The sequence below is a fragment of the Enterobacter sp. HK169 genome, from assembly GCF_001719105.1.
Lineage (GTDB): Bacteria > Pseudomonadota > Gammaproteobacteria > Enterobacterales > Enterobacteriaceae > Enterobacter > Enterobacter asburiae_B.
This window is the reverse complement of record NZ_CP017087.1, coordinates 3,086,873-3,103,136: the sequence shown is the minus strand read 5'-3', so window position 1 is coordinate 3,103,136 and position 16,264 is coordinate 3,086,873. Positions and strand designations below refer to the sequence as shown.

Annotated in this window: 17 protein-coding genes; 9 read left to right on the top strand and 8 right to left on the bottom strand. The window is 56.6% G+C overall.

Annotated features, from left to right (window positions below; translation table 11 throughout):
- Window positions 1-169: 169 nt before the first annotated feature.
- The 3 genes from EnteroDNA1_RS14720 to EnteroDNA1_RS14710 form a co-directional block, all read right to left on the bottom strand.
- Complete coding sequence (locus tag EnteroDNA1_RS14720; RefSeq protein WP_069303487.1) at window positions 170-778, bottom strand: glutathione S-transferase; 609 nt, start codon at window positions 776-778, stop codon at window positions 170-172.
- A gap of 90 nt (window positions 779-868) precedes the next feature.
- Window positions 869-2,005: an HlyD family secretion protein gene (locus EnteroDNA1_RS14715; RefSeq protein ID WP_033147023.1), complete on the bottom strand. Its 1,137-nt coding sequence runs from the start codon at window positions 2,003-2,005 to the stop codon at window positions 869-871.
- A 2-nt stretch (window positions 2,006-2,007) separates the two neighbouring features.
- The gene (locus EnteroDNA1_RS14710) at window positions 2,008-2,364 is read right to left on the bottom strand and encodes a DUF3302 domain-containing protein (protein ID WP_069303486.1); all 357 of its coding nucleotides are present in this window, start codon (window positions 2,362-2,364) and stop codon (window positions 2,008-2,010) included.
- A gap of 660 nt (window positions 2,365-3,024) precedes the next feature.
- Between EnteroDNA1_RS14710 and EnteroDNA1_RS14705 the strand changes: the two genes are divergently transcribed.
- From EnteroDNA1_RS14705 to trmL, 9 genes are all read left to right on the top strand, one after another.
- Window positions 3,025-4,932, top strand: coding sequence for a PTS mannitol transporter subunit IICBA (locus EnteroDNA1_RS14705; protein ID WP_069303485.1), 1,908 nt, complete (start codon window positions 3,025-3,027; stop codon window positions 4,930-4,932).
- 98 nt (window positions 4,933-5,030) lie between these two features.
- Window positions 5,031-6,179 carry a mannitol-1-phosphate 5-dehydrogenase gene (gene mtlD / locus EnteroDNA1_RS14700; RefSeq protein ID WP_032665121.1) on the top strand — a complete coding sequence of 383 codons (1,149 nt, stop codon included), beginning with the start codon at window positions 5,031-5,033 and terminating at the stop codon, window positions 6,177-6,179.
- Window positions 6,176-6,766, top strand: coding sequence for a mannitol operon repressor MtlR (gene mtlR / locus EnteroDNA1_RS14695; RefSeq protein ID WP_045887681.1), 591 nt, complete (start codon window positions 6,176-6,178; stop codon window positions 6,764-6,766). Before mtlD ends, mtlR begins: the two co-directional genes overlap by 4 nt.
- A gap of 58 nt (window positions 6,767-6,824) precedes the next feature.
- Entirely contained in the window at window positions 6,825-7,187 is a 363-nt protein-coding gene (locus tag EnteroDNA1_RS14690; protein ID WP_039261135.1) for a YibL family ribosome-associated protein, read from the top strand.
- 279 nt (window positions 7,188-7,466) lie between these two features.
- Window positions 7,467-9,122, top strand: a complete 1,656-nt coding sequence (lldP, locus tag EnteroDNA1_RS14685) for an L-lactate permease (protein WP_032650757.1) — start codon at window positions 7,467-7,469, stop codon at window positions 9,120-9,122.
- The gene (lldR, locus tag EnteroDNA1_RS14680) at window positions 9,119-9,892 is read left to right on the top strand and encodes a transcriptional regulator LldR (protein WP_063145474.1); all 774 of its coding nucleotides are present in this window, start codon (window positions 9,119-9,121) and stop codon (window positions 9,890-9,892) included. The genes lldP and lldR overlap by 4 nt, the downstream gene beginning before the upstream one ends.
- Complete coding sequence (lldD, locus tag EnteroDNA1_RS14675; RefSeq protein ID WP_029740822.1) at window positions 9,889-11,076, top strand: quinone-dependent L-lactate dehydrogenase; 1,188 nt, start codon at window positions 9,889-9,891, stop codon at window positions 11,074-11,076. The genes lldR and lldD overlap by 4 nt, the downstream gene beginning before the upstream one ends.
- 181 nt (window positions 11,077-11,257) lie before the next feature.
- Window positions 11,258-12,598 carry an MFS transporter gene (locus EnteroDNA1_RS14670; protein ID WP_069303484.1) on the top strand — a complete coding sequence of 447 codons (1,341 nt, stop codon included), beginning with the start codon at window positions 11,258-11,260 and terminating at the stop codon, window positions 12,596-12,598.
- Between the two features lie 45 nt (window positions 12,599-12,643).
- On the top strand, window positions 12,644-13,117 hold the full coding sequence (trmL, locus tag EnteroDNA1_RS14665; protein WP_033147028.1) for a tRNA (uridine(34)/cytosine(34)/5-carboxymethylaminomethyluridine(34)-2'-O)-methyltransferase TrmL: 474 nt from the start codon (window positions 12,644-12,646) through the stop codon (window positions 13,115-13,117).
- Here the strand turns inward: trmL and cysE are convergent.
- From cysE to EnteroDNA1_RS14640, 5 genes are all read right to left on the bottom strand, one after another.
- Entirely contained in the window at window positions 13,114-13,935 is an 822-nt protein-coding gene (gene cysE, locus EnteroDNA1_RS14660; RefSeq protein WP_008502718.1) for a serine O-acetyltransferase, read from the bottom strand. The genes trmL and cysE overlap by 4 nt on opposite strands.
- 74 nt (window positions 13,936-14,009) lie before the next feature.
- The gene (gpsA, locus tag EnteroDNA1_RS14655) at window positions 14,010-15,029 is read right to left on the bottom strand and encodes an NAD(P)H-dependent glycerol-3-phosphate dehydrogenase (RefSeq protein WP_023309915.1); all 1,020 of its coding nucleotides are present in this window, start codon (window positions 15,027-15,029) and stop codon (window positions 14,010-14,012) included.
- On the bottom strand, window positions 15,029-15,496 hold the full coding sequence (secB, locus tag EnteroDNA1_RS14650; RefSeq protein ID WP_003860835.1) for a protein-export chaperone SecB: 468 nt from the start codon (window positions 15,494-15,496) through the stop codon (window positions 15,029-15,031). The genes gpsA and secB overlap by 1 nt, the downstream gene beginning before the upstream one ends.
- 32 nt (window positions 15,497-15,528) lie before the next feature.
- Entirely contained in the window at window positions 15,529-15,780 is a 252-nt protein-coding gene (gene grxC, locus EnteroDNA1_RS14645; RefSeq protein WP_023309914.1) for a glutaredoxin 3, read from the bottom strand.
- Between the two features lie 11 nt (window positions 15,781-15,791).
- Complete coding sequence (locus tag EnteroDNA1_RS14640) at window positions 15,792-16,223, bottom strand: rhodanese-like domain-containing protein (protein WP_023309913.1); 432 nt, start codon at window positions 16,221-16,223, stop codon at window positions 15,792-15,794.
- Between the last annotated feature and the right edge of the window lie 41 nt (window positions 16,224-16,264).

Below are 16,264 nucleotides of genomic sequence, written 5' to 3'. Positions count from 1 at the left end.
GGAGGGATTGTACCGCCTCCGACGCCGAAGTGTTATATACCCTAAATAATTCAAGTTGCATGAAGGCGGCGACGCAGTGAATCCCCAGGAGCGTACATGAGTACGTGACTGGGGTGAACGAGGAAAGCCAACGCACATGCAGCTTGAAGTATGACGGGTATAACCCGCGTCAAGCCTTTGGCGGTTCTGTCCGGGCAAAGCTCTCGCGGCTAAAAAGCGTGTCTGCCAGTTTCACCAGCAGCGGACGGTCGACGCACCAGCCAGGGGAAACCCGGCGGAAGTTGAGATAGCCGATGGCGCAGGCGATAGCGATAGTTGCCAGGTTCAGGCTGTCGGTTTGAATCTTTCCCTCCCGGATAAGCTGTTCGCACCTGTCCAGGCTGCGGCTGATTTTTTCCCGCTGGCGTAACAGTTCCGTTTCCGACTGCTGGGCGACGGGCCTGGTCTGCTCACGCACGGAGGTTAACGCCGCATCCATAATGCCATCGGCCAGGGCTTCAATTTGCTTCAGCGCCAGCGCCGCTTTTGGGTCAGCCGGCAGCATTGCCGGGGCAACGCCCAGCAGCTCGATATACTCTGCAATAATCGGGGAATCGAACCAGTATTCGCCCTCGTCCGTCACCAGCGCCGGGACTTTCCCCAGCGGGTTGTACTGCGCGACGCCGTTTTCAGCGTTGTAGGGCTGTTCATTGATGAATTCAAATTCAATCCCTTTCTCCAGCAGGAGAATCGAGATTTTTCGCACGAAGGGACTGGTGTAGCTACCGATGAGTTTCATTGCCTGATCCTTGATGCCGGAAAAAAGTCAGTATGGATCAAGCGATGAAAAAAGGGCAGGTATGCGTGTCGCATTCCTGCCCTGGAAGGATTAGTGATCGAGATAGAGGTAGTGCATCCAGCTGGTCATACGCAGCAATACTTTACGCATCACCGAGACGTGGGCGAAATGGTCCGAGTAGACCGCCACCTGGGCATAGATACCGTCTGGCAGCGCATCGACTTCCGCATTCGGATCCAGCTCAATCGTACCCAACACGCCGTCCGTTCCCGGCACCACCGTCAGCGACTGCAGCGCGCCCTGCGCCTGATAGGAGCCTCCCGGCACCACCGGCAGAATACTGGTGAGTTTACCGGTAAACACCTGGCCCGGCAGCGCGTTAAACACCACCTCCGCTTCATCGCCCGGCTTCAGACGCAACAACGAGTTCTGACGGAACTGGGCCACGATCTGACGCTTCTGTTCAGGAATAAAGACCATCACCGGACGCAGCGGCAGCGCGGCGGCGTACGTCCCCGGACGGATCAGCACCTGGGTGATGTAGCCATCGCTTGGCGCACGGACCACGGTCTGATCCAGGTTGTATTTCGCTTCAGCAAGCTGCGCGCGTAAGGAGGCAATCTGCGACTGCTCGCCGTTCACCATGCTGTCCAGCTGGCTTTGAATCTGCGTCTGTTCGGCAACGGAGCCTTTCACCATCGCATCCTGTGCGAGATAATTTTGCCGCGCGTTGTCGATATCGCTTTCAGAAAACGGATTCACCTTTGCCTGGCTGCCTTTCAGGTAGCGCTGATAATCTTTAAACAGACGATCGCGTTCAGCCGACACGCGGGTGGTATTGGCGACCGCTTCCGAAAGCTGCGCTTTCAGATTGTCGATATTGTGCGTTGCGGTCACCAGGTCGGCCTGGAGTCTGTCGACGCGCGCCTGGTAGCGGCCCGGATCCAGTTTAAATAACACTTCGCCTTTTTTAATTAGCTGGTTATTTTTATCGGTCACTTCACTGACCACCCCGGTAACCTGCGGCGTAATTGGAATAGAAATAACCGCCTTTTGCGCCGTAAAGGTGTACGGATGGTTATAGTTCATTAACAGAATAAGTCCGGCAACAATAAACACCCCGCCTAATGTCGCGGTGGCAAGCGTCCACTGGTTTACCGGAATACGGAATATTTTAAAAATCACCCAGGCAAATGCCACATAGGTCAAAATAATTAACAGATCCATGATTAGCGCTCCAGCGTGTTTTTATCAGCGGCGGGCTGTACCGCGGCCATCTTTTGTTCTAATTCGGCCACGCGTTTGGCCAGCGCATCCATGCCCGGAACCTCATCAGGCTTGGTGATGTGGTTTTGCATCCCCCAGCCGCGATCTTCACGGTACAGCGTGGCCCATATCCACAGGAACGGCCAGATGGCATGGAGCGTAAACAGGCTAATCCAGCCTGCCGTGTGAATCGCATCGGCATGCGGATGGTTTCGCTTTTTGGCCATATTATAAGGAATGTCATGGATGGCGATGATTCCATAAAAGAGAACCAGAAATACAAAAATCAATACGCCCAGCGCAAAATAGTTGAGAAACATATTCTCCTCACTTAAACAACGTCAACTCATTGGAATTAATAAAACAGTACGCAACCTAATTAATTTATTTTGAAATACAGAAGGTATACTGGTTATTTCAGAGCCGGGGAGTATCGTTTTTTATAATATCTCCGTGCAAGTTTATAAGCGTGTCAAAATATATCCTGAATAATAATATACTTAACCTTACAATATGAGCGTAATCCACGTTTTAACTTTTCGCCATACCACACATCAAAAGTGGTTTTTTAGCTTAACGTGTCGCGCTATGCCATCCTGACGCCGAATCGCTAAGCAGAGTTTGCCGCCGATCGCAGCCGGAGAAATCTGCATAAAAATATTTTGTGAAATCAGTCACAATCCAGAAACAAACACACAAAACCAAATCGTGACAACCGTCACAGAAAAGGGTGGTTTTTGCCGTATTTCTCGCCATCGTATTTTTTTTGCCCACCTTTTTTGTGACCAGGATCACCTCATTGACATCCACACCCCCTACCTTTACGTGACATGCATCACACAAATTTTCGCTGTCTGGACAGTTGAACGATTCAGTGCCAGATTTCACAGCATCAGAACAGGGCCCGGCTACCTCTGCCGCCTCATTAACAATAAACCTCGGGCCGCAAGCCTAAGCGTAAACAGAAGAAGGGGTGTTTTATGTCATCCGATTTCAAGATCAAAGTTCAAAGCTTTGGTCGTTTCCTCAGCAACATGGTGATGCCAAATATCGGCGCGTTTATCGCGTGGGGTATCATCACTGCATTGTTCATTCCGACAGGGTGGTTGCCTAACGAAACGCTGGCGAAACTTGTTGGCCCAATGATTACCTATCTCCTGCCGCTGCTCATCGGTTTCACCGGTGGTCGTCTGGTGGGCGGTGACCGTGGTGGCGTAGTGGGTGCCATCACGACCATGGGTGTTATCGTCGGTGCGGATATGCCGATGTTCCTCGGTGCAATGATTGCCGGTCCTCTGGGCGGCTGGGCGATTAAGAAATTCGACGTCTGGGTTGATGGTAAGATCAAATCCGGCTTCGAAATGCTGGTGAACAACTTCTCTGCGGGCATCATCGGGATGATCCTCGCGATTCTGGCGTTCCTCGGCATTGGCCCAGCGGTTGAAGTGCTGTCTAAAATTCTGGCGGCAGGCGTTAACTTTATGGTGGCGCACGACATGCTGCCGCTGGCGTCTATCTTCGTTGAACCGGCGAAAATCCTGTTCCTGAACAACGCCATCAACCACGGCATTTTCTCGCCGCTGGGTATTCAGCAGTCTCACGATCTCGGCAAGTCCATCTTCTTCCTGATTGAAGCGAACCCGGGTCCGGGCATGGGCGTTCTGCTGGCGTACATGTTCTTTGGTCGCGGCAGCGCTAAGCAGTCTGCTGGCGGTGCGGCAATCATTCACTTCCTGGGCGGTATCCACGAAATTTACTTCCCGTACGTGCTGATGAACCCACGCCTGATCCTGGCCGTTATCCTTGGCGGTATGACCGGCGTGTTCACCCTGAGCGTGCTGGGCGGCGGTCTGGTGTCTCCAGCTTCTCCGGGGTCTATCCTGGCGGTGCTGGCGATGACGCCAAAAGGAGCGTATTTCGCTAACATCGCGGCCATCTGTGCGGCCATGGCCGTCTCCTTCGTGGTCTCTTCTATCCTGCTGAAAACCAGCAAAGTGAAAGAAGACGACGATATTGAAGCGGCGACCCGTCGTATGCACGACATGAAAGCCGAATCCAAAGGCGCAACCCCGCTGGCGGCTGGCGATGTGTCTAACGACCTGAGCCACGTGCGTAAAATCATCGTTGCCTGTGATGCCGGTATGGGTTCCAGCGCAATGGGTGCAGGCGTGCTGCGTAAGAAAGTGCAGGATGCGGGTCTGACCAACATCTCCGTCACCAACAGCGCCATTAACAGCCTGCCGCCGGACGTTGACCTGGTCATCACGCACCGCGACCTGACCGAACGCGCCATGCGCCAGGTGCCGCAGGCACAGCACATCTCGCTGACCAACTTCCTCGACAGCGGCCTGTACACCAGCCTGACCGAACGTCTGGTTGCGGCGCAGCGTCACGAAGACAACGAAGTGAAAGTGCGCTCAAGCCTGCAGGACAGCTTTGACGAAAGCAACGCCCACCTGTTCAAACTGGGTGCGGAAAACATCTTCCTCGGTCGCACAGCGGCAACCAAAGAAGAAGCGATTCGCTTTGCCGGCGAGCAGCTGGTGAAAGGCGGCTACGTTCAGCCTGAATATGTCGACGCAATGCTGGAACGCGAAAAACTGACGCCAACCTACCTGGGCGAATCCATCGCGGTGCCGCACGGTACGGTTGAAGCGAAAGATCGCGTCCTGAAAACCGGCGTCGTATTCTGTCAGTATCCGCAGGGCGTGCGCTTCGGTGAAGAAGAAGACGACATCGCCCGTCTGGTGATTGGTATCGCCGCTCGCAACAACGAGCACATTCAGGTGATTACCAGCCTGACCAACGCGCTGGACGATGAGTCTGTCATTGCGCGTCTGGCGAGCACCACCAGCGTGGAAGAAGTCCTGACACTTCTTAACAAATAAGTCCTCTTCCCTCTCCCCTCTGGGGAGAGGGCTAGGGTGAGGGGAAAAGTTCCTCACCCCAGCCCTCTCGGGTAAAAACATTGATGAAGGTTAACACTATGAAAGCATTACATTTTGGCGCAGGTAATATCGGTCGTGGTTTTATCGGTAAACTGCTGGCAGACGCGGGCATTACGCTGACATTCGCCGATGTGAATCAGGTGGTCCTGGATGCCCTGAATGCGCGTCATAGCTATCAGGTCCATGTAGTCGGTGAAAACGAGCAGGTTGAGACGGTGTCCGGCGTCAACGCGGTCAGCAGCATCGGGGAAGACGTTATCGACCTGATCGCCAGCGTCGATCTGGTCACCACGGCCGTGGGTCCGGTCGTCCTTGAGCGCATCGCCCCTGCGGTTGCGAAAGGCCTGGCAAAACGTAAAGCGCAGGGCATCGACGCTCCGCTGAACATCATCGCCTGTGAAAACATGGTGCGCGGCACCACGCAACTGAAAGGCCACGTGCTCAACGCTGTAGCAGATGAAGACAAAGCCTGGGTTGAAGCGCACGTCGGGTTTGTGGATTCCGCCGTGGATCGCATCGTTCCGCCGTCTGAATCCGCCACCAACGACCCGCTGGAAGTGACCGTGGAAACCTTCAGCGAGTGGATCGTTGATAAAACCCAGTTTAAAGGCGCCCTGCCGACCATTCCGGGAATGGAATTAACCGATAACCTGATGGCATTTGTCGAACGCAAACTCTTCACGCTGAACACCGGGCATGCTATAACCGCGTACCTCGGAAAATTGGCCGGTCATCAGACCATTCGTGACGCGATCCTCGATGAGAAGATCCGCGCGGTGGTGAAAGGGGCAATGGAAGAGAGCGGCGCGGTGCTGATCAAACGCTACGGTTTTGATGCTGATAAACACGCAGCATACATCCAGAAAATCCTCGGTCGCTTTGAAAATCCGTATTTGAAAGATGACGTTGAGCGCGTGGGCCGTCAGCCTCTGCGCAAACTGAGCGCGGGCGACCGTCTGATTAAGCCGCTGCTGGGCACGCTGGAATACGGCCTGCCGCACGCCAACCTGGTGAAAGGGATTGCCGCCGCGATGCACTACCGCAGCGAGCAGGACCCACAGGCGCAGGAACTGGCTCAGCTGATTGATGACAAAGGCGCGCAGGCTGCGCTGGCGCAGATTTCCGGTCTGGACGCCAACAGCGACGTGGTTGTGGAGGCGGTTAACGCATACAACGCAACCAAATGATGCACAGTGAGGCGCAGGTTAACCTGCGCCCAGATAATAGATTGTCAGATATGCAGGCAATAATGGAACAAACCCAGGCCTTTGAAAATCGTGTGCTTGAGCGTCTGAATGCTGGCAAAACCGTACGAAGCTTCCTGATCGCCGCCGTCGAGCTGTTAACCGAGGCGGTGAATATCCTGGTGCTTCAGGTGTTTCGCAAAGACGACTACGCGGTAAAGTATGCTGTAGAACCGTTACTGGACGGAGACGGACCGCTGGGCGATTTATCCGTGCGTCTGAAGCTGATTTATGGTCTTGGCGTGCTCAACCGACAAGAGTATGAAGATGCGGAGCTGTTAATGGCGCTGCGCGAAGAGCTCAATCATGACGGTAACGAGTACACCTTTACCGATGATGAGATCCTGGGGCCCTTCGGCGAACTGCACTGCGTCAGCGCGCTCCCCCCTGCTCCGCATTTTGACAACAGCGACCCTGAGCTCTACGCGATGCAAAAGCTGCGTTATCAACAGGTTGTCCGTTCCACGATGGTGCTCTCCCTGACTGAGCTGATTTCCCGGATCAGCTTAAAAAAAGCGTTTCAGAAGTAAGCCTGCTCACATTGGTGTATCCTTCCCTGTAAATTCCCCGTTTTCAGAGTTATTTGTCATGAAAGAAGTCGAAAAGAACGAAATTAAACGCCTGAGCGACCGCCTGGATCTGATCCGCCACCAGATGGCTGGCCTGTCACTGGTCGAATCCGCCGAGAAGTACGCCGAGCTGGAAAAAGAAGCCGCCACGCTGGAAACAGAAATCGAGCGCCTGCGCGAAGTGAAGGGCCAGAAGCTGAGCAAAGAAGCGCAGAAGCTGATGAACATGCCGCACCGCCGCGCGATCACCAAAAAAGAACAGGCCGACATGGGCAAGCTGAAGAAAAGCGTCCGTGGTCTGGTGGTGGTACACCCTATGACCGAGCTTGGTCGCGAAATGGGCCTGAAAGAGATGACGGGCTTTTGTAAGACCGCGTTCTGATACTTCCCTCTCTCCCTGTGGGAGAGGGCCGGGGTGAGGGCATCAGGCCCCACCCTGCTTCAAATTGGCCCAACCAATCCCCCTTTTCTTTCTTCCCCGGTTCACAATTCCATTATTTCCGCTCACAAACTCATTGCCTGACCATAACATTTGGTTAACCATTCATTGTCATTAACCCTACAACACAACATTGGCAGGACCACTTTTACACAACCTGTGACGCAGAGTTGAGCGGAGACTCACCCGCAGCGCAGGCTGTCTGGTCCCCAGGAGACCTGCATGAGCCTCTGGCAACAAAACTACGACCCGGCCGGAAATATCTGGCTGTCGAGCCTGATCGCATCGCTTCCGATCCTGTTCTTCTTCTTTGCGCTGATTAAGCTCAAGCTGAAGGGCTACCTCGCCGCGACGTATACCGTTGCCATCGCTCTGATGGTGGCGCTGTTCTTCTACAAAATGCCGGTCGATCGCGCGCTGGCCTCCGTCGTCTACGGTTTCTTCTACGGCCTGTGGCCAATTGCGTGGATCATCATCGCGGCGGTGTTTGTCTATAAAATCTCGGTGAAAACCGGGCAGTTCGACATAATCCGCTCGTCGATTCTTTCCATCACGCCGGACCAGCGCCTGCAGATGCTGATTGTCGGCTTCTCCTTCGGGGCGTTTCTGGAAGGTGCGGCAGGCTTTGGCGCACCGGTGGCGATCACCGCCGCGCTGCTGGTCGGTCTGGGCTTTAACCCGCTCTATGCCGCCGGTCTGTGCCTGATTGTGAACACCGCGCCGGTTGCGTTTGGCGCGATGGGTATTCCGATACTGGTGGCCGGACAGGTCACCGGGCTGGACAGCTTCGAGATCGGCCAGATGGTCGGCCGCCAGCTGCCCTTCCTGACCATTATCGTCCTGTTCTGGATCATGGCGATTATGGACGGCTGGCGCGGCGTGAAGGAGACCTGGCCTGCGGTGATGGTGGCGGGCGGTTCGTTCGCTATCGCCCAGTACCTCAGCTCCAACTTCCTCGGCCCGGAACTGCCGGACATCATCTCTTCGCTGGTGTCGCTGGTCTGTCTGACGCTGTTCCTGAAACGCTGGCAGCCGGTACGTATTTTCCGCTTCGCCGACATGGGCGCCTCGCAGGTCGATCAAACCCTGGCGCGCACGGGCTATACGGCAGGACAGGTGATCCGCGCCTGGTCACCGTTCCTGTTCCTGACCGCCACGGTCACCCTGTGGAGCATCCCGCCGTTTAAAGCCCTGTTCGCGCCGGGCGGGGCGCTGTACGACATGGTGATTAATATTTCCGTACCGTTCCTCGACAAAATGGTCGCCCGTATGCCGCCGGTGGTGCACGCCGCCACGCCGTATGCCGCAGTCTATAAATTCGACTGGTTCTCCGCTACCGGTACCGCCATCCTGTTTGCCGCTATCCTTTCCGTGGTGTGGCTGCGCATGAAGCCTGCGGCTGCGGTGCAGACCTTTGCGGCGACCATTAAAGAGCTGATGCTGCCGATTTACTCCATCGGCATGGTGCTGGCGTTCGCGTTTATCTCGAACTACTCCGGCCTGTCATCAACGCTGGCACTGGCGCTGGCCCATACCAGCCACGCCTTCACCTTCTTCTCGCCGTTCCTCGGCTGGCTGGGGGTGTTCCTGACCGGTTCCGATACCTCGTCTAACGCCCTGTTTGCCGCGCTGCAGGCAACGGCAGCCCAACAGATTGGCGTATCGGACGTCCTGCTGGTGGCCGCGAATACCACCGGCGGCGTGACCGGGAAAATGATCTCGCCACAATCCATCGCCATTGCCTGTGCCGCGGTGGGACTGGTTGGTAAAGAGTCGGATCTGTTCCGCTTTACCGTGAAACACAGCCTGATATTCACCTGCATGGTGGGGGTGATCACCACCCTGCAGGCCTATGTCTTAACCTGGATGATCCCATGATAGTGATGCCCAGACGCCTGTCCGACGAGATTGCCTCTCGCGTGCGGGCGCTGATTGAAGAACAACAGCTGGAAGCGGGCATGAAGCTGCCCGCCGAACGCCAGCTCGCCGCCCAGCTTGGCGTGTCGCGCAATTCACTGCGCGAGGCGCTGGCGACGCTGGTCAGCGAAGGGGTGCTGCTGAGCCGTCGCGGCGGCGGCACCTTTGTGCGCTGGCAGCATGACGACTGGTCCGAGCAAAACATCGTTCAGCCGCTGAAGACGCTGATGGAGAACGACCCGGACTACAGCTTCGACATTCTTGAAGCGCGTCACGCCATCGAAACCAGTACCGCCTGGCACGCGGCCATGCGGGCAACCGACGCCGACAAAGAGAAACTCATCGCCTGCTTTGAGGCCACGCAAAGCAGCGATCCGGATATCGCCTCCCAGGCGGACGTGCGTTTTCACCTGGCGATTGCCGAGGCGTCGCACAACGTGGTGCTGCTCCAGACCATGCGCGGATTCTTCGACCTGCTGCAATCCTCCGTTAAACAGAGCCGCCAGCGCATGTATCTGGTTCCGCCGGTGTTTGCCCAGTTGACCGAACAGCACGAGGCGGTGCTTAACGCCATTCTGGCCGGTGATGCCGAGGCCGCGCGCAAAGCGATGATGGCGCATCTCGGTTTCGTGCACACCACCATTAAACGATTCGATGAAGACCAGGCCCGACAGGCGCGTATTACCCGTCTGCCTGGCGACAGTGATATTTCCAGGGAGAATAAAGCATGATTATTTCAGCAGCCAGTGACTATCGCGCCGCGGCGCAGCGCATTTTGCCCCCGTTCCTGTTCCACTATATCGACGGCGGGGCGTATGCCGAATACACCCTGCGCCGCAACGTGGAAGACCTGTCGGAAGTGGCCCTGCGCCAGCGCGTGCTGAAGAATATGTCTGACCTGAGCCTTGAGACGAAGCTGTTCAACGAAACGCTCTCCATGCCGGTGGCGCTCGCGCCTGTAGGCTTATGCGGGATGTATGCCCGCCGTGGCGAAGTGCAGGCCGCCGCTGCGGCAGATGCCAAAGGCATTCCGTTTACCCTCTCCACCGTGTCCGTCTGCCCGATTGAAGAGGTCGCCCCGACCATCAAGCGCCCGATGTGGTTCCAGCTGTACGTCCTGCGGGATCGCGGGTTTATGCGTAACGCGCTCGAGCGCGCCAAAGCGGCGGGCTGCTCGACGCTGGTCTTTACCGTCGATATGCCGACCCCCGGCGCGCGCTATCGTGATGCCCACTCCGGCATGAGCGGCCCGAATGCCGCCCTGCGCCGCTACTGGCAGGCCGTGACCCACCCGCAGTGGGCGTGGGATGTCGGCCTGAACGGTCGTCCGCACGATCTCGGGAATATCTCGGCTTATCTCGGTAAACCGACCGGGCTGGAGGATTACATCGGCTGGCTGGCGAACAACTTCGATCCGTCGATCTCGTGGAAAGACCTGGAGTGGATCCGCGAGTTCTGGGACGGCCCGATGGTGATCAAAGGGATCCTCGATCCGGAAGATGCCCGCGACGCGGTACGCTTTGGCGCAGACGGAATTGTGGTCTCTAACCACGGCGGACGCCAGCTCGACGGGGTGCTCTCTTCCGCACGCGCCCTGCCGGCCATTGCCGATGCGGTGAAAGGCGATATTGCCATCCTGGCCGACAGCGGCATCCGCAACGGGCTGGACGTGGTGCGTATGATTGCGCTGGGCGCCGACAGCGTACTGCTGGGGCGTGCATATCTGTATGCGCTGGCGACGGCGGGCCAGGCAGGCGTAGCGAATCTGCTCAACCTGATCGAAAAAGAGATGAAGGTGGCAATGACGCTGACCGGTGCAAGAACGATTAGCGAAATCAGCAAAGATTCCCTGGTGCAGGAGTTAAGCAAATTACCGGCGGCGCTGGCTCCCCTTGCTCAGGGAAACGCGGCCTGACCTTCTCCGGTTACCCCCCCTTTCTCATGCGCCCGATTTCCCCCTCGGGCGCTTTTTTACGCCAAAAATAACATCTAGATAACATATTAGATAAGAAAATTTGACATCCACCCGCCGTCCGCAATTGTATAGACAAGCAAATACAAGAACACAAAAACAACATCAGATCGGAGTGGAGCGTATGGCGTATTCAGGTAAGGTGGATATTCAGCAGGTGATCGATGAGAGTCCTTTTTCAGGGTTTCACTGGCTGCTCATTGTGCTGGGCTTTCTGGTTCTGGCGATCGATGGTTTTGATACGGCAGCGATGGGTTACATCGCGCCTACGCTGTCGGCAGAATGGGGGATACACAAACAGGATCTGGGGCCGGTGCTGAGCGCCGCGCTGCTGGGGCTGTCGCTGGGCGCGCTGATTGCCGGTCCGGTATCTGACCGGATGGGGCGCAAGCGGGTGCTGGTCTTTTCGTGCCTGTTCTTCGGCCTTGCGAGCCTGGGGACGGCCTGGGCGCAAAGTCTGAATACCCTGACGCTGTGGCGCTTTCTGACGGGCCTGGGCCTCGGTGCCGCAATGCCTAACGCCATCACGCTGATCTCCGAGTTTGCCCCCCAGCGCTGTCGCGCCATGGCGATTAATACCATGTACTGCGGCTTCCCTCTGGGTGCGGCGGGCGGCGGCGCGATCTCTTCCTGGCTTATCCCCCACCACGGCTGGCGAAGCGTGCTGCTGACCGGGGCGATTGCTCCGCTGATTTTAACGCTGCTGCTGGCGCTGTTTTTACCGGAGTCCGTGAAGTTTCTGGTGCAACGCGGGAAGGACATCATGCAGGTCCGCCGCATCGCCAGCCGGTTCGCCCGCAGCACGCTGGATAGCGTCACGGGCTTTTTCCTGGCAGAGGAGAAAGTCGCGTCTAAAAAAGGGAGCGTGTCGCAACTGTTTTCCATGCCCTGGCTGCCAGGCACCCTGATGCTGTGGGTGACCTATTTTATGGGCCTGGTCATTTACTACGTCCTGCTGAGCTGGATGCCAACGCTGATGCAGGGGATGGGCTATGCGCTGGCGGAATCCGCCTGGCTCACCTCGCTGTTCACCTTCGGCGGCACCGCAGGCATTCTGCTCGCGGGCTGGATGATGGACCGCTGGGAAGCGCACAGGGTGGTAGCGTGCGGTTTCGTGCTGACAATGGGCCTTATTCTTTTGCTTGGCATTGAGCATAACCATATCGCCCTGTTTGGCGGGCTGATCTTCCTGATGGGGATCGCGATGAACGGCGCGCAGTCGGGTATGCAAACCCTGGCCGCCACCTTTTACCCTACCGAGTGCCGCGCGACGGGCATCGCATGGATGCAGGGGATCGGCCGCTTTGGCGGCGTGGCGGGAACCATGACCAGCGCCCAGCTTCTCTCTATGCAGTGGCAGGCAGACAGTATTTTAATGATCCTCAGCGTGCCCGCCCTGGTGGCCGCTGCGGCAACCGTCTACAAAATGCTGTACAGCCGCTCGCAGGAACCCGGCGTCGCGTAGTTCCTCTCTTTTCTGCTATTCTGCCCCCGCAATTAAGGGGGCAGCATGCTTAACATCGTTTTATTCGAACCAGAAATTCCGCCGAATACCGGCAATATTATCCGCCTGTGTGCGAACACCGGTTTTCGTCTGCATATCATTGAGCCGATGGGCTTTACGTGGGACGACAAACGTCTGCGTCGCGCAGGGCTGGATTATCATGAATTTACCGCCGTCGTTCGCCATCACGATTACGCCGCGTTTCTGGAAGCCGAAAAGCCGCAGCGCATGTTCGCCCTGACCACCAAAGGCACGCCAGCGCACAGCGCCGTGAGCTATCAGGCAGGTGACTATCTGATGTTTGGCCCGGAAACCCGCGGCCTGCCGGCCACGATCCTGGATGCCCTGCCCGCTGAGCAGAAAATCCGTATTCCGATGATGCCGGACAGCCGCAGCATGAACCTGTCGAACGCGGTGTCGGTGGTGGTGTATGAAGCCTGGCGCCAGCTGGGTTACCCGGGCGCCATTCTCAGAAGTTAAATGCCGTCACCATACTCGAAGGTATGGTGAATACCGTTGAAGTGCTGATCCATGTCCATGGACGGCTTGTCGCTGTCTGGTTTACCGACGATGCGCGCCGGTACGCCAGCGGCAGTAGTATGCGGTGGCACGGGCTGGAGCACCACGGAGCCTGCGCCGATCTTCGCGCCGCGCCCGACTTCAATATTGCCGAGGATTTTGGCACCCGCGCCAATCATCACCCCTTCACGAATTTTCGGATGGCGATCGCCGCTGGTTTTACCGGTACCGCCCAGGGTAACCGACTGCAGGATCGAGACGTCATCTTCAATCACCGCCGTTTCCCCGACGACAATCCCGGTGGCGTGGTCGAGCATGATCCCGCGGCCAATCTTTGCCGCCGGGTGAATATCGACCTGGAACGTCACGGAAACCTGGTTTTGCAGGAAGATCGCCAGCGCGCGGCGGCCTTCATTCCACAGCCAGTGGCCGATGCGATAGGCCTGTAGGGCGTGGAAGCCTTTCAGGTACAGCAGCGGCGTAGAATATTTATCGACCGCCGGGTCACGCGTGCGCACGGCCTGGATATCGCAGGCGGCAGAGGCGATCATTTCCGGGTCTGCGGCATAAGCCTCTTCCACCACTTCACGGATGGCGATAGCGGGCATGATCGAGGAAGCCAGCTTGTTAGCGAGCATATAGCTCAGCGCGCTGCCAAGATTTTCGTGCTTGAGTAGCGTCGCGTGGTAGAAACTGGCCAGCATTGGCTCGCAGTCGGCCAGCGCCCGGGCTTCGGCTTTAATATTGTTCCAGACGATATCCAGTTCTTCACACGGCATTGCTTACTCCAGACGATAGTTAATGACCAGCCAGTTCTGCGCTGGCTGGGTCATTCAGGTGACAACGGTTCCGACTAGTTACTGCTGCGCTCGTCCTTGCGCGCACGACCTAATAAGGTCAATGCTGCCTCGCGCGCATTTTTTCCGCAATACAATACCTGATAAATTTCCTCGGTTATTGGCATTTCGACACCGAAACGGTGCGCCAACTCGCGGACTTCTTTGGTATTGCGGTAGCCTTCAACCACCTGACCAATCTTCTCCTGCGCGCCTTTTACATCGCTGCCCTGTCCGAGCATCATGCCAAAGCGGCGGTTACGAGACTGGTTGTCGGTGCAGGTCAGCACCAGGTCACCCAGGCCAGCCATCCCCATAAAGGTGGCCGGATCGGCACCCAGCGCTTCGCCCAGGCGGGACATTTCGGTCAGCCCTCGGGTGATTAGCGCCGTACGCGCATTGGCACCAAAACCAATGCCGTCTGACATCCCGGCGCCAATCGCAATCACGTTCTTCACCGCACCGCCCAGCTGCACGCCGATAAAATCGGGGTTGCTGTAGACGCGGAAGCTCTTGCCACAGTGCAGCAGCTGTTGAAGATCGTCGGAGAAGGCCTGATCGGTGGAGGCCAGCGAAATCGCCGTCGGCAGGCCAGCGGCCAGCTCTTTGGCAAAGGTCGGGCCGGAGATGACCGCCAGCGGGATCTCATCACCCAGCGCTTCGCGGGCAACGTCCTGCAGCAGGCGTCCGGTTTCGGCTTCCAGTCCTTTTGTCGCCCAGACAATGCGCGCATCCGGGCGCATCAGCGGCTTAATCTGACGGAGCACGTCGCCAAATACATGGCTCGGGACCACAATCAGAATGTTACGGCTGGCCGCCAGCGCGGTCGCAAGGTCGCTTTCAAGGTGCAGGGAGTCAGGGAACGGAACGTCCGGAAGAAACGCCACGTTACAACGGTCGCGTTGCAGCGTTGCGATATGTTTTGGGTCGTGGCCCCAGAGAACCACTTCGTGACCATTTCTTGCCAGCGTGATGGCAAGAGCGGTGCCGTATGAGCCGGCACCGATCACAGTCATTGACGCATTAACAGTGCTCATCAGGCATCCTGATGTTGTTCAGCACCTTCGCCAGCTTGCTGCTGCAGATAGTTCATGAACAGCGCATCAAAGTTAACTGGCGCAAGGTTCAGTTGCGGGAATGTACCGCGAGAAACCAGGCTGGTGATGCATTCACGCGCATACGGGAACAGAATGTTCGGGCAGTACGCACCCAGGCAATGCGCCATCTGGTTGCCTTCGATACCGCCGATAGAGAAGATGCCGCCCTGCTGTACTTCACACAGGAATGCAGTTTCTTCACCCAGAGATGCGGTAACGGTCACACGCAGCACGACTTCATACACGTCATCTGCCAGTTGGGTAGATGCGGTATCCAGATCAAGTTTAACCTCTGGCTGCCAATCTTTCTGGAAAACATGTGGCGCATTTGGCGCTTCGAAAGAGACGTCCTTGGTGTAGATACGCTGGATCTGGAAAGTCATTTCGGTGTTGTTTTGTTCTGACATGGAAATACCCTTTTTAATTGTCCTAAAGTCTCTTAGCTCAGCAGCGGATCGAGTCCACCACGGGCGTCGAGCGCATACAAGTCATCACAGCCGCCAATGTGCTGCGCATCAATAAAAATCTGCGGAACCGTCGTACGACCACTACGTTTGATCATCTCTTCACGTTTAATCGCGTCACCGTCAATCGGCAGTTCCTGGAACGTGACGCCTTTGCTGTTCAGCAGCGCTTTCGCACGATGACAGAACGGGCACGTCGCTTTGGTATAGATCTCAATATTGGCCATGACTGAACTCCTTATTTACCGCGAACCAAAGGAAGATTTTCCCCGCTCCAGCCGGAAATACCTTCTTTCAGCACCGTTACGTTTTCGAAGCCTGCTTTATGAAGCGCGCTGGCAGATTCCTGTGCCTGCATGCCGGTCGCATCGACAACGATAATCGGCTGGGCTTTGTGTTTCTCAAGCTCACCGACGTTGTTCGCTTTGATTTCAGCTGGCAACAGGTTGATTGCGCCCGCAATGTGACCTTTACGGAAATCGTCACGCTGACGCAGATCGACCACGACGGCATCTTCTTTGTTAATCAGACGCGTCGCTTCACCACGGGTGATAACCTTAATTTTAGACGTCAGGCTCTTAAATGTGGTGAACAGCACAGCAGCCAGCAGGCCAATCCACGCGATGCTCAGAACCGGATGGCGGCTAACGAATTGCATAATTTCTTGCATGGAGGGTAACTACTCCCGACTAAGTGATAAAAAAAACCAGG